The organism is Pseudomonas sp. TE12234, assembly GCF_054061835.1.
Map to the genome: position 1 here is coordinate 128,924 of NZ_JBSSEP010000013.1, position 22,805 is coordinate 151,728.

Genomic DNA, 22,805 nt, shown 5'->3' on the forward strand with positions numbered 1-22,805 from the left:
ATACAACACCCACCTGTTGGAGCCGGCCTTGAGTCGTGCACAGCGCTTGAGGGCCTCTTCGCTGGCAAGCCAGCTCCCACAGGAATTTTTGTTGTCTGCACTGGCGAGTTGCCAGCAGTCTTGATGTCCCTTGTCTACACTGCTCCACACCAACGGAGGTAGCGCTCGGCAGTGCGCCGGCAAAGGAGTGCTCGATGTCTCCCTGCTTGCAGTTTCGCGGCCCGGCCCGGCAACGGGGGGCGATTGGGTTGATGGCTGCCGGGACGTTGGCGCTGGCGCTGTGTTTCAGTTTGCTGGTGGTCGACAGCGGCAGGCTTTACCTGGAGCAGCGCAAGCTGCAACGGATGGCTGATGTTGCCGCGTTGGAGGCGGTCAGCCGCAACGGTGACTGCCTGACCCCGACGCTCAGCGCTGCGGGTTTCGCTCTCGAAAGTGCTACCCGCAACGGCTACAACGCCACCGATGGCATGACCCTGAACACCACTTGCGGCTCGTTGCAGGCCGGGGCCAACAACCTGCGGGCCTTTAGCGTCGATGCCAGCAAAAAGGAGGCCGTTCGCGTCGTGGTGACCCACACCGTGCCGACCAGTATTGCGGCGGGCATCTACGCACTGTTCAGCCAAGGCCCGCTCAATCTGACGACCCAACTCACCGCGACAGCGGTCAGCGCCCCGGCGCCCCTGCCGCCCCTGGCGATGTTGACCATCGGCAGTACGGCACTGGTGGTCGACTCCAGCAAATCGGCGGCCTTGAACCTGTTGCTGGGGCAGATGCTCGGCGGCACTCTGAATTTGAGCGTCGCGAGCTGGCAAGGCCTGGTCGATAACCAAATCAATCTATTGGGTTACCTGAATCAGTTGGCCCTCGACGTGAACGTCAGCACCGGGAACTACACCCAGTTACTGAGCATGAACATCGCCCTGACTCAACTGCTGGACTCCGCGATCACGGTACTCCAGGCCGGTGGCCCGACCGCCAGTGTCGCGGTCAATGGCTTGATCGGAGTCAAGGCGGCGGCTGGCAATACGTCGATTGTTCTGGGGCAACTGCTGCAATTGCAGACGGGCGCGGCCTCTTCCGCACTCGATACCAATTTGCAGGTCTTTCAACTGATCGAGGCGTTTGTGCAACTGGCCAACAGCCGGAATGCCGCCATCGCCAGTATCCCGCTGAACATCCCGGGCCTGGCCAATGGCGTGGTCAAGGTCAAGGTCATCGAGCCCCCACAGTTATCGGCCATCGGCAACCCGGCGCTGGTCAATGGCCAGCTCAATGATCCCAACCGGATCTATGTGCGCACAGCCCAAGTGCGCACGGTGTTGTCGCTGAATTTGCCGGTACTGTCCGGTGTCACAGGCCTTGTCAGCGCGCTCGCCAGCAACACCCTGCTCAATGGGTTGACGGATACGCTGGACAATCTGCTGCACCTGAACCTGGCCGGTACGCTAGGCTCGCTGCTTTGCACGCTGACGGGAACCTGTGACAAAACCGACCTGAAGATCCTCCCGACGCCGACCATCGATATCGTCCTGGAGGTGGCTGCGGCCGATAGCCACGTCACCGGTTACAGCTGCGCCAGTGATGCGACCAAAACCCTCACCACCCAGACCAACACGTCACTGGTGAAGCTCAAGGTTGGCCAGATCGACACCGCCAATGCTCTTTCCTCGTCGGCTGATGTCGTCGTGCAGCCCCTGGCGCTGATCGATATCGGCAAGATCAGTTGCGTATTCTGGATTTGTAATCCTGCCACGCGCGTGCCGTTTTATGGCGGCGGCCTGGGGGTGAAAATCGATACCTCGGTCGCCAGCACCCAGAGCACGCATGTTTACAACCAGCCGCCGGAGATCAAGCAGCCGCCGCTGTTCTACAGCCTGGGTACGCAGGGCATCGTCAGCAGTCTGAAATCGACTTTGGGCGGGGTGCAGGTGCTGGCTTATAAACCGACCGGTTCGAGCCTGTTGGGCGATTTGCTGGTAGTGGCGGCTGGCACTCTTGATGGCGTCCAGAGCACCCTGGGCGTCGTGTTGCAGAGCCTGCTCAGTCCCCTGGTCGATCCCATTCTCGATGGGTTGCTGGCCAATCTCGGGATCACGCTGAACAAGGTCGATGTGGGCGCCAACCTCAGTTGCAAACCGCCAGGAAGGCCTTCCCTGGCGATTTAGTCCTCCTGCACAACCGGCAACTCGATACAGAACCGCGCACCCTCGGTCGAGTTGCGCACGCTCAGTTTGCCACCCATGTTTTCGACGATGCCGTAGCTCACCGATAACCCGAGACCGGTGCCGACGCCTACCGGCTTGGTGGTGAAGAACGGCTCGAAAATCCGCTCCAGCAGACGCGGGTCGATGCCGCCGCCGTTGTCCTCGACCCACAGTCGTACCCATTGCGGGTCCCGTTCGGCGTACACCGCGATCCACGGTTTGAATTCGGGATTGGTTTCGCGCTTGCTCAGCAATGCATCCCGCGCGTTGACCATCAGGTTGATCAATACTTGTTCAAGCTGATCGACGTAACCGCGCACCTGCACGTCGAACCCGGTTTCGCTGATGCGCAGATCGACGCCTTTGCCACGCATGCCTTCGGCCAGCAACGACAGCGTGCCTTCGATGGCCTGAGCCGGATTGAACGGCTGTTGCTCGATTTCCGAGCGGCGACCGAACACCCGCATGTGATCGACCACCCGCGCGGCACGCTGGACCTGCGCATCGATGCGATTGAGCTTGTCGGTCAGGTAATCGACCTGCACATCACCGTTGCCCAGGCGCTTGAGCACATTGATGATCGCCATGCGCATCACGTTCAGTGGCTGGTTGATTTCGTGGGCCAGGCCGGTGGCCATTTCGCCGAGAGTGGCCATTTTCGCGCTTTGGGTCAGTTGCTGCTGGGAGCGCCGGACTTCGGTGTTGTCGCGGCCCACGGCCTGAATTTCCAGCAACTGGCCCTGTTCGTCGAACACCCCGCGATCCGACCAGACCCACCAGGCATGCTCCCGTCCCGGCAACTGCAAATTGATTTCTGCGGTGCTGAGCGGAAACTCCGGGCTGAGACGGGCAAGGCGCTGGAGGAAGGACTCGCGCTGTTGCGCCGACATCCAGTTGCCCAGGTTCAGTCCCGGCAGTTGCTCGGGGGTGCACTCCAGATACGTCGCCAACGGTCGATTGCCGAAGGTCAGGGACAAGTCGGGACGATAGCGGCAGATCATCGCCGGGGAGTCTTCCACCAATATCCGATAGCGCTCCTCGCTTTGCTTGACCTGTTCGGCGGCCACTGTCGCTTCGGTGACATCCAGCCACAGGCCCACGGCCTCCACCGGCATACCCAGATCATCGCGCAGCAGCTTGGCCTCATCGAGCAACCAGTGATAATCGCCGCGGCTGTCACGCAGTCGATAGCGGGCCCTTACCGAGCCTTCGCGTAGCAGTTGCCGGGTACGCTCGAAATAACGATCACGGTCTTCGGGGTGCACCCGTTCAACCAGCGCCGTCGTGGCGCAATCGTCGAGCGTCCAGCCGAGCAACGGCAGCAGGCTGTCGCTGAAGAAGGTCGGTTGCAGCGCGCCTTCCACATAGCGCTGCACGTAAATCACCGCAGGTGAACTGGCGATCAGATTGTCCAGGCGCGCGTGTGCGGCGGCGGCGTGTTGCTCCTGATTTTTGATGTCGCTGATGTCGAGCATGAAACCCACCAGGCGCCGATGTCGGCCGACACCCAAGGCCTGGCCTTGCAGGCGATACCAGCTCGGCGGCAGCGCGGCGTCGGGGCGATACGAACGCACGCACAGCAGTAACGGCGTGCCTTCGTCCAGCAGGTCTTGCAAGCGACTGCGCAGCTCTTCGCGGTCGGCGGGATGCACTTGATCAAGCCAGTCGTTCAGCGCTAAACGCTCGCTGGCCAGGTTCAGGGCGCTGGCCAGCGAGGGTGCCAGTTGCACTTCGGCCCTGTCGCTGAACATTTCCCACCAGCCGGTGCCCAGCAACGCTTGCAGCGATTCCAGGCGCTCCATTTGCAGGTGGTGCCGGTGCTCGCGCGAGCGTTCCAACAAGGGGCCGGCGAGCGCGGCGGCGAACTGCAGCCAATCGCGCTCGCTGACATCGGGCGCCCGTTGCTGCACCGGATAACAACCACACAGCAACCAGGCCGCCACGCCTTGCGCATCGTGATAAGGCACGACGAAGCCCTCGGCATTGCCAAAGATGCCTTGCAGACGAGGGTGCTCAAGGGGATTCAAATGCTGCGGGGCGGAGCCGTTCAGGCTGTCGAGACCGGTCCCCAGCCGCTGTCCGGTTTGCCACAGTTGTGGAGCATCGAAGCCTGAAAAGTGTTGGTGAATCTGCCACCCCTGTTCTTGCTCGTCGAGCAATGCCAGGGCGATGCAGGGGATGTGAAAACGCTGGGCCAGGCATTGCAACTGCTCGGTGAGCATTTCAGGCAAGCGGGTCAGGCTGCACAGGCGTAACTGCTCGCCGATCTGCAGCGCGAGCAACTGGCATTGTTCGCGCACCTGCGATTGCCGGCGCTCGAGTAGCAGATCGCCGATGTCCAGCAGTTGCAGCAGCCAGGCTTCGGCCAACGGCTGGACCCAGCCACGCAGGTGCAGGGTTTGACCACTGAGGGTGTAAAAGTCCAGGTCCAGGGCCTGGCCCTGCCAGTCAGAGGGGGTGCCTTCGACGACGAGGCTGCAGTGCGGCAGCAAAAAATCGAGCAGGTGCGGCGCCCGGGCACCGGGAATCTGCTGGGCCAGGACATGACGCAGCGGCCCGGTCAGGTGCAACACACGACCGTCGGCGTCCAGATGCATCTGCAAGCCGACACCGGGCATGCTCGGAGCCTGCAAGGTCTCCAGGGGCGGTGGTGGATGGCGATTGAGCAGGCGCCCGAACAGTTTGTCCCCGGCACTCAAAATTGCAGGCTCGCACTGGCGGTGAGTGTCGCCGGCAAATTCGGTACCTGCCCGATGCCCGGCAGGTTCAGGAACGGGATGACGGCATTCAATTTATTGGTCGGGTAGTTGATGGTCACCTTCAGTACGCCGCCGGTGTAAGTGGCCGCTGCATCGGTGGCGACATTGAAATTCAGCCCGGCGGGAATCCACGCCAGCTGCCGGGTCAACTCTTGCGTCGCGACGCTGATCAGCGCGGCGCTGTACCCGGGGGTGTTCGGATCCAGTGCCACGCTGCGGCGCACGGCTTCCGCGGTCGACTGGTTGAAGGACTGCATCAGCAACAGCGGCAGGCTGTAGGTGACGATTGCGTAAAACACCGCGAAAAAAATGACGAATACCAAGGCAAATTCAATCGCGGCGGCGCCTTTTTGTTTGCGAGGGAGGCTGGATTTCATGAGTGCGTCTACCCTGACATCACATTAGTAATGTCAGCATAGAATCATTCAGCCAAAACGGACGTTTTTTACCGGATGCAGAGCCTTGTCCTACTGATCTGGCTGTCGCTATGCGCAGCGCAGGATGCCCGTGAGCGGCACATCGCTAACGTCCTGACCCTCGGCGCCGGGGCATTGGCCCTGGCCTGGATGCTCTGGAGCGGAACCACCTGGCTGGGCGCAGCGGCAGAGCAGGGTGGCTGGGCGGCGTTGTTGGCCCTGGCGTTCACACTGCCCGGTTTTGCGATGCGACGCCTGGGCGCCGGTGACGTGAAACTCATGACCGCACTGGGGCTCGCGACCGATGGTCGGCATGTGCTGGGCGTCTTCATCGGTGCCGGATTGGCCAGTGTGTGTTGGCTGCTGTTGGCGCCAAGCGTCTGGCTCCATATCGGTCAGGGCCTTAGGGGACATCTGCGTTATCTGGAGCCGGGAGTGTCAAGGAAACAACCCTTCGCACCTTTCTTGCTGGTGGGGTTGTTGCTGACGTTGGCCGTCTTCGGTTTTTTTACAGAGTCAGAAAGTGCGACTACTTTCATTCAGTAGTTGTACAGCCTTGAGCTATGAGTCGAGGAACGGTCAGCCTTTGACCTGGCAGGGAGTTGCACGTGAGCAAGCTTACTTCGGCAGTAAAAGTCCTTGTGGTCGACGATCAACCATCCATTGTTGAAGAACTCTGCGAATTTCTCGAGAGTCGCGGCTACCGTTGCGATGCCTGCGTGTCCAGTCATCAAGCCATTGAACGGTTCAACCAAGACCCTGAAATCGGTTTGGTGCTCTGTGATTTGCACATGCCGGGCCTGGACGGGATTCAACTGGTTCTGGAGCTGCAACGGCTGTCCGGCAAACACCGCGCGTTCGAGGCGATCATGCTGACCGGGTATGCGGACAAACAGGATGTGATCAAGGCGTTGCGTGCCGGTTTTGCCGACTACTACCAGAAGCCGATTGATCTGAGGGAGCTGCTCGAAGGCCTGCAACGTCAGGAGATCGTCTTGCAGGAACGGAACAAGGCGCTGCAACTGGGGCATCTGGATCAGAAGCTGCAATACCTGTCCGAGTCGATCGAGGACCTGTATCAGGACCTGGACAAGGTTCGCCGGGCTCCGCTTTCCTCGGGGGCGGCGGATTTGGCTGACGAGGCTGTCGGCGACACGGATCGGGTGGAAATTCCGTCGATTTTCAATCAACTGTCACCCAGGCAGCTGGAGGTAGCGCGGCTGGTGGGCAAGGGGCAGACCAATTATCAGATTGCCTGTGAGCTGGGGATCACCGAGAACACGGTGAAGTTGTATGTGTCGCAGGTGCTGCGGTTGACCCATATGCGTAATCGGACGCAGTTGGCGTTGGCGCTTTCGCCGAATGGTTCCGGGTTGCGGCAGCGGGTTACGGCGCAGTGAATAGCCCATCGGTTTTTTGGATGGTGTTCATATCCGTTTCGACGGTAACGGCGACTTATGGTTTTGCCCTTACGGCGATTCACTTTTTTACACGCGCGGTACGTGTCAAGGTACCTGTCGCGTTGCTCCTACAGTTGTTAGCCTGTTGCGCCCCTAATTTCAGGGCGTTCCGGGTTTAAATACACCGCATCTGCGAGCTAACGTTCGGCCTGATGAGGGGTGAAGGGCGACCACGTCCCCTGTGGGAGCTGGCTTGCCAGCGAAGAGGACCTCAAGCGCGATGCACGACTCAAGGACGGCTTCGCCGGCAAGCCGGCTCTACAGGATTGCGCCCGTTCCTCAACCGCAAACAACTAACACTAATTCCCCGACCCGCTACTCACCTTCCCGCCCGCGTCCTGATCAAAGAACTGCGGGATCTCGTGCTGATAAGTTTTCAACCAGCGCTGCATGGTCAGTTCCCGTTCGGTTGCGGTAGCGGTTTGCAGTTTTTGTGAGGCGGCGGTCTTGTTGGTTTGCAGTTGCAGCCAGCCTTCGGTTTCCTGTTGTTGTGGCGAGTTCGGGCCGGGGTCGATGGCGTGGCTGGTGAGGGGCAGGGCCAGCAGGCCGAGGCAGCAGAAGGTGGTTGTTTTCATCCTGGGTTCTCCCTACTGAAGGGCGGGTGCGGTGGCGATGGCGACTTGCGCGGCGACGGTCGGGCCGGTCTTGGCTGGCGTCTTGAGTTTTTCCGCGCGGCCCTGGGCCTCGGTGACCTGGGCGGGACTCAGGCCGAGGCGGCTGACCAGTTCGGCGGCGCGGCTCCAGTCATCCTGATAGATCAGCAAGGTCACCAGATTCAGTCCTGCCAGTGTGTTGTTTTGCTTGAGTTCGAGGGCGGTGAGGAATTCGAACCGGGCGTCTTCGACACGCAATTGATTGAGGTACACCACGCCGAGGTCATTGCGGATTTTTTCGTCAGTGGGCGCCAGGCGCGCTGCCCGTTGCAGGTGGGACTGAGCCTGGCCGTTGTCGCCCCGGGCGGCGGCGAGTTGACCCAGGCCATGTTCGGCCTCGGCGGCCTTGCAGCCGCCGAGCAGACTGCGGTACAGCGGCTCGGCTTCGCTGCGGCCCAGCAGTCGATAGACCTTGGCCTTGCGCAAACGCACGTCGGCCAGGTTGTCCGGCAGGTTCTGCAGGTTGGCCAGGCTGGCGTGCAGCTTGCCGTCATTGGCCATTTCGTCGGCAAGGTTCAGTGACAGCTGTTCTTCAGAGTTCAATTTGCCGCAGCTGGCGGAGTCGGTCAGGGCGCTCCAGGGTGTCTGGCCGTTGCTCGCGCAACCGCCCAGCAACAGCAGACTCAAACCGGCAATCATTGCTTTCATCACAAACCCCCTAGGAAGCAAAAGCCCGGGCGAGGGCGGTGAAGCCCGGGCCGGCCAGTACGATCAATAACGCCGGGAAGAGGAACAACATCATCACGACGGACATTTTGGCGGACATCTTGGAGACGTGCTCCTGCAGGCGCGTCAGGCGCCGGTCATCGAGCAACAGCTTGAGCGCCAGCAAGGACTTCATCGCACCGCCGCCCTGGTGGATCAGCTGTTGCAGAATCACGCAGGTGTCGGTGAACTCGTCCACCGCCAGCAAGCGGCTCGCCTTGTTCAGCTCGTCGCCCAGTTCCAGGCCGGAATCGACCCGGGCCAACACCAGGCGCAGTTCATGGGTGAGCGTCGGCAACAGCTGTTTGCCGTCGTTGCTCAACACGCGTAGCGATTGCTCCACGGCCATGCCCGATTCGAACAGGATGCGCAGCAGCGGAATAAAGGTCGAAATCTCGATCGCCAGTTTCTTTTGCCGACGTTGCGCAGCCGCCGCCAGCAGACGTTTGGGCAGCAGATAACCCATGCCGGTGGCAAACGTCGGCGCGATCCAGCGATTGACGACCTGCGCAAAGAACAGCTCTTGAATCAGCACACTCAAGGCCAGTGCCAGCAGCGGAACGCCCACCTGGAATGCCGCATACAAGGCGCGTTTGCGCGCGGTGCGCCAGCCGAGGCGGTTGAGCAGTGTCTGGGTTTCGTTGTCGAGTTTGACCGACTGCTGCCCCAACCGGCTGGTGCCCAAGGCCAGCAACCACTGGCTGAAGCGAGGTTCGCTCGGCGCTTTGCCGTCCAGTCGTTGTACCACTTGCCGTGCGCGCCGACGCAGTTCCAGCACGACGCTCAACAGCAGCAGCGATGCCAACAGAAACAGCAGTGAGCTCAGCAGCATCGACAGGTTCATAAGTGTTTCAACATCCGCCACAGCGCCAGACAGCCGAATACCTGCAAAGCGAACGCGCTCACCAGCATCAATTGCCCGGAGCCGTCGTTCCACATGCTGAGCAGGTACTTCGGGTTAGAAACCAAGAAGTAGCCGGCGACGGCGACCGGCAACAGCGCCAGGACCACCGCCGTGACGCGGGTTTCACCCGTCATGGCGCTCAATTGACGAGCCGCTTGCTCGCGTTCGCGGATCAGCTTGATCAGGTTTTCCAGCAGCTCGCTGGCGTTGCCGCCATAGCGGTGGTTGACCTTCAGGCCGAGGGCGAACAGGCGCAGTTCGTCTTTGTCGTACAGCTCGGCGAAATCCGTGGCGGCGTCCGGCAGGCTGACGCCCAGTTGCACGCTGCGCTGTATCCGACCCATGGCGTTTTTCAGCGGGTCTTCCGCCACGTTCACGGCGCCCAGCACCGCATCGGCCAGGGTGCGTCCGGACTTCAGGCTGCGCACCGCATGATCAAGCAGTGTCGGCAATTGCTCGATCATACGCTTGAGCCGGCGCTGATAGCGCCAATTGAGGTATAGGCGCAGGAGCAGGGGAGGCAGCAGTAACAGCGTGATGAAACCGATCCAGCCGCCCACCATGAGCCCGAGCAGGACAGCCAGGCCCCAAAGTGCCAGCCATAACCTCAGACGCTCTGTCGGCCGCGGGAGGCCTGCACGCAAAAAGGCGCGATCCAGTGCCACCCAGGACGATTTCTGCGTCACCCGCTCCGGTTGTCCCTGGGTCAGGCGCTCCAGAACGCGCTGGGTGCCGGGCTGGCGTAACCCGCGGTAAAGCAGGCGAGCCGACAGACCAAGCAAGGCCAGGCTAACGAGGATGAGCAGCAGCGGTTTGAGCATGCCGTAACCTTCAGTACGCCAAGGGAGAGAGCGTCGACTCGCGACGCAGTTTGTCACCGGCAGGGTGGGTGGCCTCACGCATGAAACCGAAACCGCTGCGGCGGTCGAGGCGGAACAGCGTATTGGTCACATACACGTCCTCACGAATGCCGATCACCTCCACCACTTCGCTGACGCACCGGCGGCCGTCGGGCAGGCGCGTCAACTGGATCACCACGTCCAGCGCCGCGCAGATCATTTGGCGCAAGGTCCGTTCGGCGATGCTGCGGCCCGTCAGGCCGACCAGGGTTTCCAGGCGCAACAGCGCATCCTGGGCATTGTTGGCGTGCACGGTACTCATGGAGCCGTCGTGGCCGGTGTTCATCGCGGTGAGCACGTCGACCACTTCGACGCCGCGGATCTCGCCGAGGATGATCCGGTCCGGGCGCATCCGCAGGGCGTTGCGGATCAGGTCGCTGGACTTCACTTCGCCGTGGCCCTCGGCATTCGGCGGACGGGTTTCCAGGCGCACCACGTGGGGGTGGCCCAGTTGCAGTTCGGCGATGTCTTCGATGGTCACCAGCCGTTCGTGGGGATTGATCAACTGGCTGAGAATATTCAGCAGCGTGGTCTTGCCTGTGCCGGTGCCGCCGCTGATCAGGATGTTGCAGCGCTTGCCCACCGCCTCCTTGAGGAAGTCGAAGATGGCCTGATCGATGGTTTGCATGGTCATCAGGTCGGTGCTGTTGAGCATGTCCTGGCGGAACTTGCGGATCGACAGGCATGGGCCGTCGAGGGCAATCGGTGGAATGATCGCGTTGACCCGGCTGCCATCGGGCAGGCGCGCATCGACCATCGGCGACGATTCGTCGAGCCGCCGACCGAGGGGCGCAAGAATGCGCTGGATAACGCGTTCGACGTGGTGCGCATCGATGAAGCGCAAATCACTCTGGTGCAGCAAACCGTCGCGCTCGATGAACACCCGGTGCGGGCCGTTGACCAGAATTTCGGTCACCGCCGAATCTCGCAACAACACTTCCAGCGGGCCGAAACCGGTGAGCTCGTCGACGATCTCCTCGGCCAGGCGCTCCATCTCATAACGGGAAATCGCCAAATGCAGGCGCGCGATGTATTCGGCCACTTTGTCGACGACGAACTGCGACAGCGCTTGGCGCGACCCTTCCAGCAGGTTTTGACCGGACTCTTCGATGGAATCAATGATGTAGCGGTGCAGCACCAGTTTCAGACCTTCGTGGTCGGAGTTGCCGGCCACGCTGCGCTGGGTTGCGCCGAACAGTTTTTCGCCGCTCATTGCGCACCTCTCAAACGGCTGAACCAGGATTTGGGTTTGGTCAGGGTTTCAGAACGCTTGGCCAGGCATTCACCGAGGGTCCGCAGGCCTTGCGTGAGGATTTCCCGTGGTGCCAGTTCGAACAGGGTCACCCCCTGATTCTTGGCATTCAGGCGCACTTCCGGGCTGTAGGCGAGGGTGGCGATGATTTCCATGCCGAAGCTTTTGCCCAGAGCCTCGGAGTCCGGTGCGACGCTGCGCAGGTAACGGTCCACCAAGAGCCTGGCATGATCGAGCTTCATGCCTTTTTCGCGCCACAGGTTGAGCACGGCGAGATTGCGGCGACAGTCGAGCACGTTCTGATCGGTGTACCACAACAGCTTGTCGCAGTGGCTGACGAAGGTGCGCAGGGCTTCGCTGTCCGGCTGCCCGGTGAGGTTCACCACGATGTGCTGGAAGTGTTGGCGCAGGGCGCTGAGCAGCATGTACAGCTCGGCGGCGCTGGTGTGTTCCAGCGGTTCGTCGTTATCGGCGTAGGCGAGGATTCGCAGCCCGACTTCGCAACGGGTGAAGGCGCTGTCGATCAGGGTCGCGTCGAGTCGGCGCATATGCCGCAAGGCATCGCCGAAGTGAAACGAACTCTCCAGACCGAGCAAGGCCAGGCTGTCACCGCGCGGCAGCCCGAGGTCGAGCAACAGTGTTTGCTGCCCGCTCTTTTGCACCACTTGCGCCATGTGATTGGCCAGCAGCGCGCCGTCGGCATTGCTCTGCACGCCATACAGCACGGTCAGCCCACCCAGTTGGGTGCTCGGCGTCACGGCCGGCAGGCGTTTGCTCAGGCGTCGCACCAGCCCCGAGACTTCGCTGGAGCGCGACCCATAAGAAACGAAATCCCGCGCACCCGCGCGCATGGCATTGAGCACGAGCTGGTTGTCCATGCCATCGCCCAGGGCGACGATCGCCAGCATCGGCTTGGCTTCCAGGGCGCCCTCGATCAACGCGCATTGGGCCACCACGTGTTCGCGGTCGAGGCCGACGAACACCAGGCTGGCGCAGGTCACGTCCACCAGCGCCAGCAGCTCGTCGAGGCTGCCGGAGCCGGCGCTGACCACTTGTCCCAGCGGCGCCAGGGCACCCTGCAGCCACTCCAGGTCAGTGTGGTTGCGCGTGATCGCGAGGAAGGTCTGGCTCAGGTTCTGGCTCATTGCGATAACCCGCTGCGTTTATCGAAGTCGCCGTTTTCGAGGAAATACAGGCGATACCAGTTGGGGTCGTAGTTGCGCAGTTTTTCCCCGGGCAACGATGGCAATTGCGCGTTGGCGGCCAGCGGCTGGACCAGGTGCGGGGTGACGATCATCAGCAGTTCGCGCTCTTCACGGCTGATTGAAGAACTGCGGAAAAACGCGCCGAGAATCGGAATGTCACCCAGGCCCGGAAACTTGCTGACCTGCGAGCCGTTTTGCGTGCTGATCAAACCACTGATGACAAAGCTCTCACCGTCGGCCAGGGAGATGCTGGTGTCCGTGCGGCGGATGGTGAACGCCGGCACCGTGGTGCCGCCGATGGTCACGGCATTGTTGTAGTCCAGTTCGCTGACCTCGGGGGCGACCTTGAGGGCGATCTGATCGTTGCTGACCACCGTCGGCGTGAGCGTCAGGCGGATGCCGAACTCCTTGTATTCGATGGAGTAGCTGTTGCTGTTGGCGCTGGGGATCGGGATCGGGATTTCACCACCGGCGAGGAAGCTCGCGCTCTGTCCGCTGAGGGCTACCAGGCTCGGGCGTGCCAGGGTGTAGGCGAAGCCGCTGCTTTCCATGGCATTGATGATGGCGAGGAAGTTGCCGCCACCGGCGACGATATTGAACACATCGTTGGCCAGGGGAATGCTGGGGACGGCGATGCGCGGATCGATGTTGCGCAGCGGCAGCACGCGGGGGGTCACCGCCGTATTGGGCACCGTGCCGGGAGAGCCGAACAGGAAGTTCGAGTTTTTGCCATAGATCGAGGTGCTGGCTTCCTTGAGTTTGGTCCGGCTGACTTCGACGAAGCGGATGTCGGTCTGCACCTGCGATGGCAGCGCCGGATCATCCGATGGCAACCGCGCGGCGCTGGTCATGGCGGCGGTGGCGCGCCCCTGGACGAACACCATGCTTTGGCGCGGAGCACTGGCGCAGGCGGTCCAGACCATCAGGCTGGTGGTGCCGGGGGCCATCCCGGTGAGCAGGAACGCCTGGTTACCGTTGACCCGCACGTCGGCGATTTTCGGGTCGCCCACGGCCAGGCGGGTGATGGGAACGGGCGATTGCAGTTCCTGTTGCTGCCCTTCGCCGACTTCCACGGTGGCGGGTAACGGGCCCAGCGCGGCGCAGTTTCCGCCTGCCGCCATGGCTGCCGTCAACGGCAGGCTGCCCAGAAAGATGGCCCAGATCAAACCGTTGAATAACGGAATAATACGTCTGCGCATGGAAAGCCGTCCTTGCTCGATTCAGGGGGTCTGTTGAGTGAGTTCATTGCCGCGTATGACTTCCACGCCCGATTTTCTCGGTGCGGCGGGGGCACTGGCGACGACGGGTTTGGGCTGTGCGGTCATGGCCAGTTGATTGAACTGGATCAACTCGCGATTGGCGTTGGCGAGGTTGACCGGGGAATCACTCTCGCCGGCCCAATAGCGGGCCAGGCGTTTTTCATCCGCACTGCGCACGGCCAGGCGCAATACCCCGGCCTGGGTGGCGAGCATCAGGCGACTCACCAGTGGCGCGGGAACGGCGAGCAGGACGGTACGGGCGCTGACGCGCTGTTGTTCCTGCTTGAGCTTTTCATCGTTGCTGTAGGCCGGGCTGGTGGGTTGGCCATCATTGGTCAGGCCCAACTGTTCGCCCACCCCCAGCACGCGAACCGCCGGGATCACCAGTTGCGCCGAGGGCTGGAGATTGATGGTGTCCATGCGCAAAAACAGCAAGACATCGACATAGTCCCCCGGTGCCAGTTGTCCGCCGGCATTGATGACTTCGTCCACGGATACGGCGAGCGCGCGTTCGTCCGAACGAATCATCCGTGCCAGTTTGCTGCCGGCTTCGAAGCTTTCGTCACTGAGCCAGGTACCGGCGCGCAGGCTGCGCCAAGGCGTGCGACCGATCGCTTGATCGAGACGGGTGAAGCTGCCGGCAGGGGCGGTGCGGAGTTTTTCCACGGCCACGTCGGCAGCAGTGATTTGCACGAATGGCGCGATGTCATGCAACAGCACGACGACGGGTTGGCGGGTGTCTTCTTCCTGTGGCGCCGCTGCCGGGGGAGTGGCAGGGGACGGGGTTACGATTTGAGGTTGCGCAACCACAGGTTCGGCGGCCGGTTGTCGGCTCAGGGTGAAGCCCCAATAACCGGCAATGACAGCGCCCACCAGAGACAGTCCGGCAAGACCCAGAATGGCACGACTGTTCACGACGGCTCTCCCTTTCCTGCTGCGCACAAATCCCGTCTTGGAGAACGAGAAAACTTTGCAATAAGGCAGCTATGAACATTGGACTGATTCGCTATTTGACCCTAGCGCAGCTAGTGCAAAATGCCATTACGGACACCGAAATATCTGATAAAAGTGAACGATTAACCTGAAATGTCAGGTTCTTTGACGCCAACCAAATGACTAATACTTTCGTATTAATGCGTTCTTATAGTTGATGACCGGGGAAATGCCGACAATGCTGGTGCTGGCATAGGGGAATCATGTTGCGTCGGTGCAACACCCGCAGTCATCAAGGAGAACGTCATGTCTTTCGCCAAGGTTGTTCAGAAGATCAAATCCGAGATCGATTTCTATAAAAGTCTGGCCAAAGATACCGAAGGGGCTTCGGGTATTGAGTACGCCATTGTGGCGGCGATGGTGGCGGTGGTCATTGCCGGGCTAAGTGCAGGCATGGGAACTACGATCCAGAATATCTTCGGAAAGATTTCCGTAGCCTTGGGTGGTAGTTGAGGCATCTGGCAACTTTCCACTGTTAAACGACCGATTTTAATGTCAGCGCTAACCCATTCCAGGTGTTTCCTATGAACGCTCCTGTGCTTTCGCGCCAGCAACTTCTACTGGTCGACGACGAGGAAGATGCGTTACTTGAATTGGCAGAATTGCTGGAGGGCGAGGGCTTTATCTGTTTTACCGCGACGTCGGTCAAACTGGCGTTGCAGCATTTGACACTCCATCCGGATATCGCACTGGTCATCACCGACCTGCGCATGCCGGAGGAGAGTGGCATGTCGTTGATCAAGCGCTTGCGCGAACATACGTCGCGCCAGCATTTGCCGGTGATTGTGATGTCCGGGCATGCAGGCATGGAGGATGTCAGTGACATGTTGCGGTTGCAGGTGCTGGATTTGTTTCGCAAGCCGATCTATCACGTGCGGCTGCTGGAGACGTTGAACAACCTGTTTCCTCAGCCGAGGCTTCAGTTGGTTTACCCCTGAACGTTGCTGATGGCGCGTGAATTCATTTTTTCGGTAACGGCGTGTCCCCGGTAGGCGCTGGCTAGCTGGAGAAGGCGACCTAAAAAACACGGCACCATCCAGAATGCTTCGCCAGCCCGCCGGCTCCCACAGATTTTCTCAGGCAAGCGGTCGCCAATGGCCAGTCATGTGCTCCAGCTCCCCGGCGCCGATCAAGCGCAGATCGCCGCTCGACCCCGCCGCACTGGCGAGCAACGTCACCTCACTGGGCAGACGTACCGGTTTCTTGAATTGCACCATGATCTCGAGGCTTGCCGCCGGTAGATGATCGACCAGCGCGGCCAGCGTGCGTGCCTTCAGCCACAAGCCGTGGGCGATGGCCGAAGGAAACCCGAACAGTCTGGCGCTGGCTGCACTGAGGTGAATCGGGTTGTAGTCGCCGGACACCCTGGCGTACTGCCGGCCGATATCCGAAGGGGCTTTCCAGTGCGCGACTTCGCTCAGCGGCAGTGTCGAGTCCAACCCTTGCTCTACGGGCTCGCCCTCAAGCTTGACGCCGCGACAGAGCATCCGGCTTTCGGCTTCCCACAGCGATCCCAGTTGATCGCCCAGGGTCGTCACCAGATCGAAGGTCGCACCCTTGGCATGGGGCTGCAGGTTCTGCACTTGCACGCTGACCCGGACCCGATTGACCGCCCCCATGGGGCGCAGCACGCGGAGGCGATTGCTCAGGTGAATCAACCCGAGCAGCGGAAACGGAAAGTCTTTGGCCGTCAGCAGTTGCATCTGCAAGGCGAAGGCGAGGATGTGTGGATAGGTCGGCGGTAACAAGCCGTTGTCGGCGTAGCCGCAGACGTTGCGATAGGCCGCCAGGCGTTGCGGATCGACATCGACCCAGCAACGCAAACCGGAGTCGGGCAGGGTGGTGCCGGTGATTTTCCGTCGCGTCGCCGCGCGTAAATACAGCCCCGGCAGGCTCGGCTCGCGGTTGAGTGTGTGCCAGTCAGTGATCATGCCTAAGCCCCCAGAACACTTTGTCCACAGACGCGCAAGGCTTGCCCGGTGAACGCGCCCGTGCCCGGTTGGGCGAGCCAGGCGACCGCTTCGGCGACGTCTTGCGGCAGACCGCCCTGGCCCAGGGAGCTCATGCGTCGTCCGGCTTCGCGCAGGCCGAAGGGAATATGTGCGGTCATCTGGGTTTCGATAAACCCCGGCGCGACCGCATTGATGCTGATGCCCCTGGCCTGCAACAGCGGCGCCCAGGCCTGAGCGAGACCGATCAGCCCGGCCTTGCTCGCCGCGTAGTTGGTTTGTCCGCGATTGCCGGCGATGCCACTGATCGACGCCAGCAGGATGACCCGGCCGTGGTCACGCAAGGTGCCGTTATCGAGCAAGGCCTTGGTCAGGACTTGCGGGGCATTGAGGTTGACCGCGAGCACCGCGTCCCAGAACTCCGGCGTCATGTTGGCCAGGGTTTTGTCGCGGGTGATGCCGGCGTTGTGCACCACGATATCGATGCCGTCGGGCAATTGTTCGACCAGTTGCGTGGCGGCGTCCTCGGCGCAGATGTCGAGGGTGATGCTGCGCCCGCCCAGGCGTGCGGCGAGGGCGTCGAGATCGGTTTTGGCCGGCGGCACGTCGAGCAGAATGACGTCGGCGCCGTCACGAGCCAGGGTTTCGGCGATGGCGGCGCCGATGCCGCGTGCTGCACCCGTAACCAGCGCCTTGCGCCCGGACAGGGGCCGGGTCCAGTCCGTGACCTGGGTGTCGCAGGCGTTCAGGCGAATCACTTGCCCGGAGACGAAAGCGCTTTTGGGCGAGAGGAAAAACCGCAGCGGGCCTTCCAGTTGATCTTCGGCGCCTTCGCCGACATGGATCAGCTGCAAGGTGCCGCCGCTGCGCAGTTCCTTGGCCAGTGAACGGCTGAACCCCTCAATCGCGCGCTGGGCACTGGCGGCGAAAGGGTCGCTCAAGGTCTGCGGCTCACGCCCGAGAATGACCAGGTGTGCGCAGTGGTCGAGGTTCTTCATCAGGGGCTGGAAGAACTCGCGCAGCTGTTTGAGTTGATCGGTGTGCACCAGATGAGAGGCATCGAACACCACGGCCTTGAGCTTGGGTCCATGGCCGGGAATCCAGCCGGTGGCCAGCGAAGGCTCGGTGCCGTAGCTGTAGATCGCGTCGGTCAGGCGATTGGCGAAGGCGCTGACGTTTTCCGCCAGCGGCCCGCCGCCGATCAGCAGCGCACCCTCGACCGGGCGCAAGCGGCCGGCTTGCCAGCGCTCCAGGCGAACCGGCGAAGGCAGGCCCAAGGCCCCGACCAGACGATGGCCGATGGAGGAATTGGCGAAGTCGATATAGCGGTCAGACATGGAACGCGCTCCAGCAGCTGAGGTTCAAAGTGTGGACCACGAATGGCGATCAGTCGTTCGATCCACGAGATAAGGCCTACGCTTGACCAGACTGTAGGAGCGAGCCTGCTCGCGATGGTGTATCAGTCGAAGTCAATGTAGCTGACACACCATCGCGGGCAAGCCCGCTCCCACAGAGGCCGGTGTTTTCATTGGATATTTCATCAGGAGCTTTTCATGACTCAGCTGCGCCGCGTCGCGATCATCGGCGGTAACCGGATTCCCTTCGCCCGCTCCAACGGTCCATACGCCACCGCCAGTAACCAGGCCATGCTCACGGCTGCTCTCGAAGGCCTGATCGAGCGCTACAACCTGCATGGCCTGCGCATCGGGGAAGTGGTTGCCGGGGCGGTGCTCAAGCTGTCGCGGGACATGAACCTGACCCGCGAATGCGTGCTCGGCTCGCGGTTGTCACCCATGACGCCTGCCTATGACATCCAGCAAGCCTGCGGCACCGGACTGGAAGCCGCGTTGCTGGTGGCGAACAAGATTGCCCTGGGCCAGATCGACTGTGGCATTGCAGGTGGGGTCGACACCACGTCGGATGCGCCGATCAGCGTCAGTGAGGGCCTGCGCAAGATTCTGCTGCAAGCCAATCGCGCCAAAACCACCGGCGATAAACTGAAAACCTTTCTGCAGTTGCGTCCCCGTGACCTGATTCCAGAATTCCCGCGCAACGGCGAACCGCGAACCGGCTTGTCCATGGGGCAGCACTGCGAGCTGATGGCGCAGACCTGGAACATTCCCCGCGAAGCGCAGGATCAACTGACCCTGGAGAGCCATCAAAAACTGGCCGCGTCCTATGCCGAAGGCTGGCACAACGATTTGATGACACCCTTCCTCGGCCTCACTCGCGACAACAACCTGCGTGCGGATTCGACGTTGGAAAAGCTTGCCGCGCTGAAACCGGCCTATGAAAAAAGTGCCAAGGGTACCCTGACGGCGGGCAACTCCACGCCGCTGACCGATGGTGCATCACTGGTGCTGCTGGGCAGTGAAGCGTGGGCCAGGGAACGCGGCTTGCCGATTCTGGCGTACCTGCGCGATGGCGAGGCGGCGGCGGTGGACTTCGTCAACGGCGCCGAAGGGCTGTTGATGGCGCCGGTGTATGCGGTGCCGCGCTTGCTGGCGCGCAACGGCCTGACGTTGCAGGACTTCGATTACTACGAAATCCACGAAGCCTTCGCCGCGCAAGTGCTCTGTACCTTGAAAGCCTGGGAGGACCCGGACTACTGCAAGACCCGCCTCGGCCTCGATGCGCCTTTGGGCTCGATCGATCGCAGCCGGCTCAACGTCAAAGGCAGCTCGCTGGCGGCCGGGCACCCGTTTGCCGCCACGGGCGGACGCATCGTTGCCAACCTGGCGAAGCTGTTGGATGCGGCAGGCAAAGGCCGGGGCCTGATCTCGATCTGTGCTGCGGGAGGGCAGGGTGTCACCGCCATCATCGAGCGCTGATTTTTGAAGTCAGCGAAAAACCTGTGGGAGCGGGCTCGCCCGCGATGGGGGCTGCACATTCAACATCTCTGTTGCCTGACATACCGCTATCGCGGGCAAGCCCTCTCCCACAAGGACCACCGGTGTTGAATAGATGTGTGACATGGCCTAACGTCGGCCCCATCAGCCGTCTTGCAACATAAGGCCAGTCAATGCCGACTAACGGACAAATCACCCTCGAACGGAGCATTCCCCCCCTCAAGACGTTGCCGCGTCCGCTGTATGCGCGGGTGGAGAGCCTCAATGCCGGTTCGTGGACGCCGTCCCATCGCCACGACTGGGTGCAGTTTTCCTACGCGATCAGTGGCGTACTCGGCGTGCACACCGCCGAGGGCAGTTTCTTCGCACCGCCGCAGTGGGGGATCTGGATTCCGGCGGATCTGGAGCATCAAGTGGTGACGTCGATGCGCGCCGAGATGCGCAGCCTCTACGTGCGTCGCGAGGATTGTCAGTGGGCGGACGGGCGTTGCCGGGTGCTGGAAGTGACGCCACTGGCCCGTGAACTGATCAAGAGTTTTTGCCTGCTGCCGGTGGAGTATCCGCAGGGCGATAGCCCGCAGGCGCGGCTGGTTAGTGTGCTGCTGGATCAGTTGGCGACGTTGCCGGAAGTCGGGTTTTCCCTGCCGTTGCCCCGGCATCAACGGTTGCTGGGGTTGTGCAACGAGCTGATCGAAAATCCCGAGCAGAACGTGACGTTGCAGGCGTGGGCAGAGCGCTTGGGCACTTCGGAGAAAACCCTGATGCGCCTGTTTCAACGCGAAACGGGGTTGAGCTTCCGCAGCTGGCGCCAGCGCATGCGGCTGCTGTCGTCGTTGAGTTTGCTGGAGGAGGGCGACAGCGTGACCAACGCTGCGCTGGCCTGTGGGTATGACTCGACGTCGGCGTTTATTGCGGCGTTCAAAGGTCTGTTCGGGTTTACGCCGGGAGAGTTGTTTCGGCAGTGATGAAGCCTTCGCTGGCAAGCCAGCTCCCACAGGTGACGCAAATCTTGTAGGAGCTGGCTTGCCAGCGATCGACCGCGAAGCGGTCGCCGGTCAGGTGCGGAAGCGGCGCACCAAGCCGTCCAGCTCATTCGACAACCCGGCCAGGCTCTGGGAATCCAGGCGCGCCGAGTTCGCCAGTTCCGCCACCAACTGCGCATCGCCATGGATCTGGCTGATGTGCCGGTTGATGTCCTCGGCCACTTGATGCTGTTGCTCAGCCGCCGTGGCGATCTGGGTGTTCATGTCACGGATCACGTCCACCGACTCGCGAATCTGCCCGAAGCTGCTGCGGGCTTCGCCGATGCGTGTGACCGATTGCTGCGACACTTCCAGGCTCGCATGCATTTGCTGGGTGACCTGGCTGGTGCGCTTGGCCAGGTTGCCCAGCAGCCCGTCGATTTCCGCCGTGGAGTCGGCGGTGCGTTTGGCCAGGGCCCGCACTTCATCGGCGACCACCGCGAAACCACGACCTTGCTCGCCGGCGCGTGCAGCCTCGATGGCGGCGTTCAGTGCCAACAGGTTGGTCTGCTCGGCAATCGAACGAATGGTCCCGAGAATCGACTGAATGTCGTTGCTGTCGCGCTCCAGCTGCTGCATCGACTGCGCCGACTGTTCGATTTCCTGACTCAGGCGATCGACGCTGGTCACCGCTGCGTCAATCTGTTGCTGGCCTTCACGGGCCTGGCGCTGGCCGCTGTCGGCCGATTCGGCGGCCTGGCTACAAGAGCGGGCCACTTCGTTGGCGGTGGCGACCATTTCGTGGAACGCCGTGGACACCATGTCCACCGCCTCACGCTGGCGCCCGGCGGCTTCGGCCATGTCACTGGAGACCTGGGTCGAGCTCTTGGAAGTGGCCAGGATCCTGGTCGCGGCACCGCCAATGTTCTGGATCAGGTTGCGAATCGCGGTCAGGAACTGGTTGAACCAGTTGGCCAGTTGCGCGGTTTCGTCGCTGCCACGGATTTGCAGGTTTTTGGTCAGGTCGCCTTCGCCCTGGGCGATGCCTTCCAGGCCGTCAGCCACGCTGCGGATCGGGCGCACGATGACGCTGGCGAAACTGGCGCCGACGACTGCGAAGATCAATGCCAGTACCGCGGCGATGATGGCGATCAACCAGGTCAGTTGGGTCGCGGAACTCATCACGTCTTTCTGTTTGATCAGGCCGATGAAGGTCCAGCCCAGTTGCTCCGATGGCCAGACGTTGGCCATGTAGCGCTCGCCATTGAGCTCGACTTCGACCAGGCCTTTGCCGGCCTTGGCCAGTTGCGCGTAACCCTCGCCGAGGCTGTTCAGTGCCTTGAAGTTGTGCTCCGGTTGTTTCGGGTCGACCAATACGGTGCCGGTATTTTCCAGCAACATCAGGTAGCCGGTTTCACCGAGCTTGATCTGTTTGACGATTTCGGTGAGCTGCTTGAGCGTCACGTCGATGCTGACTACGCCGCCATTGGTGCCCAGTTTGTTGTCGATGGTGCGCACGGTGCTGACGTAGGTCGAGTCGTCCTGGGCCCAGTAGTAAGCCTCGGTGCGGAACGGCTTGCCCGGTTTGGCCTGGGCCGCCTTGTACCAGGGACGCTGGCGCGGGTCGTAATTGCTCAGCTTGGGATCGTCCGGCCACGACACGTAACCGCCGGCTGCCGTGCCGAGAATGGCGTAGGCGTAGGACGGATGGCTGTTACCCAGGTCCTGGAGCAGGCCGAAGACTTTCTTGTCCATCTCGCCTTGGGGAACGCTTTCGGCGTTGGCGGCCATGTAGGTCTTGAGGCTGTCGTCGGAGTTTTTGATCAGTGGTTGCTTGGCCAGGTATTCGACGTTCTGGCTGATGCCGTCAAAGAACAGTTGCATGGCATTGCTGACCTGACGGATTTCGCGACCGCTGCTGTCGACGAATTCGTCCTTGGCATCACTGCGCAGGTTCAGCACAACGAGGGTGGCGACCAGCACCACGGGTAGGCAGGCGATGATTGCAAACGCCCAGGTCAACTTCTGTTTGATGTTCATCCGCGCTCCAGATTTTCTTGTAGGCCCACGAAGTGCAGATGACTCGCGGTTTATTGGCAGCCGTAAACGTTCGTTTTCAACCCGGTTCCGTGAGTGCGGCATCGTTTTTGTTGTGCGAACGATTGTCGGACAAATCAGTTTGTCACTGAGGACTTCGGCAGTTGTCGGAGGAAATTGAGGACTAATCTGAAAAATCCTACGAAGGGTATGAAACCGGGATGTCAGCTTCTGTCACAAATGACCTTGTGACCTGTAGGCAGCAGGTGCTGCGGGCTCGGCTATGATCCGCGGCGGCC

Annotated in this window: 20 protein-coding genes and 1 pseudogene; 7 read left to right on the plus strand and 14 right to left on the minus strand. The window is 61.5% G+C overall.

Features of this window, described 5'->3' with window-relative positions:
• Positions 1-194: 194 nt before the first annotated feature.
• Positions 195-2,165 carry a pilus assembly protein TadG-related protein gene (locus ACVWYU_RS20265; RefSeq protein ID WP_457373525.1) on the plus strand — a complete coding sequence of 657 codons (1,971 nt, stop codon included), beginning with the start codon at positions 195-197 and terminating at the stop codon, positions 2,163-2,165.
• Here ACVWYU_RS20265 and ACVWYU_RS20270 read toward each other — a convergent pair.
• On the minus strand, positions 2,162-4,903 hold the full coding sequence (locus tag ACVWYU_RS20270) for an ATP-binding protein (protein ID WP_457373526.1): 2,742 nt from the start codon (positions 4,901-4,903) through the stop codon (positions 2,162-2,164). The two genes, ACVWYU_RS20265 and ACVWYU_RS20270, sit on opposite strands and share 4 nt — an antisense overlap.
• Complete coding sequence (locus ACVWYU_RS20275; RefSeq protein ID WP_090328733.1) at positions 4,900-5,340, minus strand: TadE/TadG family type IV pilus assembly protein; 441 nt, start codon at positions 5,338-5,340, stop codon at positions 4,900-4,902. The genes ACVWYU_RS20270 and ACVWYU_RS20275 overlap by 4 nt, the downstream gene beginning before the upstream one ends.
• A gap of 75 nt (positions 5,341-5,415) precedes the next feature.
• Here ACVWYU_RS20275 and ACVWYU_RS20280 point away from each other — a divergent pair, with 75 nt between their 5' ends.
• Both ACVWYU_RS20280 and ACVWYU_RS20285 read left to right on the plus strand, forming a co-directional pair.
• The gene (locus ACVWYU_RS20280) at positions 5,416-5,925 is read left to right on the plus strand and encodes a prepilin peptidase (protein ID WP_090328735.1); all 510 of its coding nucleotides are present in this window, start codon (positions 5,416-5,418) and stop codon (positions 5,923-5,925) included.
• 62 nt (positions 5,926-5,987) lie between these two features.
• Positions 5,988-6,779, plus strand: coding sequence for a response regulator (locus ACVWYU_RS20285; protein ID WP_457373527.1), 792 nt, complete (start codon positions 5,988-5,990; stop codon positions 6,777-6,779).
• 359 nt (positions 6,780-7,138) lie between these two features.
• Here ACVWYU_RS20285 and ACVWYU_RS20290 read toward each other — a convergent pair whose 3' ends face one another.
• Genes ACVWYU_RS20290 through cpaB form a run of 8 tightly spaced genes read right to left on the minus strand, consistent with a single transcriptional unit; the run spans position 7,139 to position 14,631 of the window.
• Positions 7,139-7,414, minus strand: coding sequence for a DUF3613 domain-containing protein (locus ACVWYU_RS20290; RefSeq protein ID WP_090328739.1), 276 nt, complete (start codon positions 7,412-7,414; stop codon positions 7,139-7,141).
• A gap of 12 nt (positions 7,415-7,426) precedes the next feature.
• Positions 7,427-8,140, minus strand: coding sequence for a tetratricopeptide repeat protein (locus ACVWYU_RS20295; RefSeq protein WP_457373528.1), 714 nt, complete (start codon positions 8,138-8,140; stop codon positions 7,427-7,429).
• 10 nt (positions 8,141-8,150) lie between these two features.
• On the minus strand, positions 8,151-9,041 hold the full coding sequence (locus ACVWYU_RS20300; protein WP_248916884.1) for a type II secretion system F family protein: 891 nt from the start codon (positions 9,039-9,041) through the stop codon (positions 8,151-8,153).
• Positions 9,038-9,922, minus strand: coding sequence for a type II secretion system F family protein (locus ACVWYU_RS20305; protein WP_457373529.1), 885 nt, complete (start codon positions 9,920-9,922; stop codon positions 9,038-9,040). Before ACVWYU_RS20305 ends, ACVWYU_RS20300 begins: the two co-directional genes overlap by 4 nt.
• A gap of 10 nt (positions 9,923-9,932) precedes the next feature.
• Positions 9,933-11,213, minus strand: a complete 1,281-nt coding sequence (locus ACVWYU_RS20310) for a CpaF family protein (RefSeq protein WP_457373530.1) — start codon at positions 11,211-11,213, stop codon at positions 9,933-9,935.
• Positions 11,210-12,397, minus strand: a complete 1,188-nt coding sequence (locus ACVWYU_RS20315) for a pilus assembly protein (RefSeq protein WP_457373531.1) — start codon at positions 12,395-12,397, stop codon at positions 11,210-11,212. The genes ACVWYU_RS20310 and ACVWYU_RS20315 overlap by 4 nt, the downstream gene beginning before the upstream one ends.
• A complete protein-coding gene (locus tag ACVWYU_RS20320) occupies positions 12,394-13,656 on the minus strand; it encodes a type II and III secretion system protein family protein (protein ID WP_090328752.1) in 1,263 nt (420 codons plus the stop codon). Before ACVWYU_RS20320 ends, ACVWYU_RS20315 begins: the two co-directional genes overlap by 4 nt.
• A 21-nt stretch (positions 13,657-13,677) precedes the next feature.
• A complete protein-coding gene (gene cpaB / locus ACVWYU_RS20325) occupies positions 13,678-14,631 on the minus strand; it encodes a Flp pilus assembly protein CpaB (protein WP_457373532.1) in 954 nt (317 codons plus the stop codon).
• A gap of 324 nt (positions 14,632-14,955) precedes the next feature.
• Here cpaB and ACVWYU_RS20330 point away from each other — a divergent pair, with 324 nt between their 5' ends.
• Together ACVWYU_RS20330 and ACVWYU_RS20335 are read left to right on the plus strand one after the other, a co-directional pair.
• Positions 14,956-15,162, plus strand: a complete 207-nt coding sequence (locus ACVWYU_RS20330; protein WP_457373533.1) for a Flp family type IVb pilin — start codon at positions 14,956-14,958, stop codon at positions 15,160-15,162.
• A gap of 71 nt (positions 15,163-15,233) precedes the next feature.
• The gene (locus tag ACVWYU_RS20335; protein ID WP_090328758.1) at positions 15,234-15,647 is read left to right on the plus strand and encodes a response regulator; all 414 of its coding nucleotides are present in this window, start codon (positions 15,234-15,236) and stop codon (positions 15,645-15,647) included.
• A gap of 138 nt (positions 15,648-15,785) precedes the next feature.
• Here the strand turns inward: ACVWYU_RS20335 and ACVWYU_RS20340 are convergent, their stop codons facing one another.
• Positions 15,786-16,640 carry a MaoC family dehydratase gene (locus ACVWYU_RS20340; protein WP_457373534.1) on the minus strand — a complete coding sequence of 285 codons (855 nt, stop codon included), beginning with the start codon at positions 16,638-16,640 and terminating at the stop codon, positions 15,786-15,788.
• Positions 16,641-16,642: 2 nt separating this feature from the next.
• Positions 16,643-17,995, minus strand: a complete 1,353-nt coding sequence (locus tag ACVWYU_RS20345; RefSeq protein ID WP_457373535.1) for a 3-oxoacyl-ACP reductase — start codon at positions 17,993-17,995, stop codon at positions 16,643-16,645.
• Between the two features lie 216 nt (positions 17,996-18,211).
• On the opposite strand from ACVWYU_RS20345, the gene ACVWYU_RS20350 reads away from it, so the two are divergent.
• A complete protein-coding gene (locus ACVWYU_RS20350) occupies positions 18,212-19,489 on the plus strand; it encodes an acetyl-CoA C-acetyltransferase (protein ID WP_457373536.1) in 1,278 nt (425 codons plus the stop codon).
• A gap of 191 nt (positions 19,490-19,680) precedes the next feature.
• Positions 19,681-20,472, plus strand: a complete 792-nt coding sequence (locus tag ACVWYU_RS20355; RefSeq protein WP_090328766.1) for an AraC family transcriptional regulator — start codon at positions 19,681-19,683, stop codon at positions 20,470-20,472.
• 90 nt (positions 20,473-20,562) lie between these two features.
• Here the strand turns inward: ACVWYU_RS20355 and ACVWYU_RS20360 are convergent, their stop codons facing one another.
• The gene (locus ACVWYU_RS20360) at positions 20,563-21,330 is read right to left on the minus strand and encodes a methyl-accepting chemotaxis protein (protein ID WP_390959830.1); all 768 of its coding nucleotides are present in this window, start codon (positions 21,328-21,330) and stop codon (positions 20,563-20,565) included.
• A 90-nt stretch (positions 21,331-21,420) separates the two neighbouring features.
• Positions 21,421-22,611, minus strand: a pseudogene (locus tag ACVWYU_RS20365) (cache domain-containing protein); the annotation flags it as partial.
• Positions 22,612-22,805: the final 194 nt, after the last annotated feature.